Source organism: Sulfitobacter sp. HI0040, assembly GCF_001634885.1.
Lineage (GTDB): Bacteria > Pseudomonadota > Alphaproteobacteria > Rhodobacterales > Rhodobacteraceae > Sulfitobacter.
This window is the reverse complement of sequence record NZ_LWEX01000219.1, coordinates 1-1,294: the sequence shown is the minus strand read 5'-3', so window position 1 is coordinate 1,294 and position 1,294 is coordinate 1. Positions and strand designations below refer to the sequence as shown.

Sequence of the window (1,294 nt, the reverse complement as noted above, 5' to 3'; positions counted from 1 at the left end):
ATGGCCGCCCTTCACAAGGACCGCCCCCGCCCCGGCACCCAGAAGAACCCGCGCGGCCGCGGCAGTATCTTCCGAGCTACAGCCAAGATGCCGCGCCAGCGCGTAAAGCTCGGGCAGGTTCGGCGTCACCAGATCCATGCGCGGCAGCAGATCGGACAAAAGGCAGCCGATCCCCTCCGGTTCCAGCAAGGCGAAGCCCGAACTCGACGCCAGCACCGGGTCCAGCACCCGGAACCCCTTTGGCAAGGCCTGTGCAACGGCGCGGGTGATGGGCGCGGTGCCGAGCATCCCGATCTTCACCGCCTGTACCGGTCCGGCGCTGCCGATTTGTACCAGTACCGTCTCCACCGGCAGGGGAAGGTTCGCGCGCAGGCCCCCGTCATCCTGAGCCGTTACGGCGGTAACGGCGGCGCGCATCCGCCCGCCCAGGGCCTCGATCGTGGCGCTGTCCCGCAGCAGCCCGGCACCACCGCTGGAATCCATGCCCCCGATACAGAGGATCGCGGGCGTCACGATCCGTATCCGATGACCGCAACGCGGGCATGCCCGCCCTCCATCACCCGGCGCGCGGCGCGCCATGCGCGCAGCCCGGTGTTGCAGGCGAAAACGACGCGCTCCTCCGGCGCGGGGCGGGGGGCGGGGTAATCAGGCGTCAGGCGCAGGTCGATGACATGATCGTCCGGGGCGATCTGGCAGGGCGCGATCACGGCCGGCCCGGGGGCTTCCGGCGCCCCGTCGAACCGGAAAACGCTGCTGCGCCACGTCGCAAGGTCAAGCTGCATCACCTGCCCCAGCGGGCTCGGCGCATGGCCCAGCAGGACCGACAGGGCCATCTGCGCCTGCAAAGCCCCGATCGCGGCAACGGCGGGCCCCATAACGCCGCCGCTCGCACAGGTCTGCGCACTCATCGGCAGGTCGGGAAAGAGCGCGCGCAGGCTGGGCGCGCCGGCGCAGACACCCGCCACATACCCCGCCCTCCCCAGAACGGAGGCGGTGATCAGCGGCAGCCCCGCCGCGCGGCAATGATCCGACAGCGCGTAGCTGACGGCAAAGCTGTCCGCCGCGTCGATCACCAGATCGACCCCCTCGGCGAAGGCAGGCGCATTTGCCGGGTCGAGCCGGGCGACATGACCCGTGACATGGCACTCGGGGTTCAGCCGCGACAGGCTGCGCGCGGCGCGCTCCGCCTTGGCCGCGCCCAGATCACGCTGGCGGAACAGCACCTGCCGATGCAGGTTGCTCTCCTCCACCCTGTCGGGATCGACGACGGCGATCCGCCCCACCCCGGCCCCGG

The 1,294-nt window shown here is 71.1% G+C and carries 2 protein-coding genes; both read right to left on the bottom strand.

The window, feature by feature from the left end; genetic code table 11:
• On the bottom strand, nucleotides 1–513 hold a 513-nt coding region (thiD, locus tag A3728_RS12355; protein ID WP_067924031.1), incomplete at its 3' end, for a bifunctional hydroxymethylpyrimidine kinase/phosphomethylpyrimidine kinase.
• Nucleotides 510–1,294: HesA/MoeB/ThiF family protein (locus A3728_RS12350; RefSeq protein ID WP_067924029.1), on the bottom strand; the 785-nt coding region annotated here is incomplete at its 5' end. The genes A3728_RS12350 and thiD, both read right to left, overlap by 4 nt.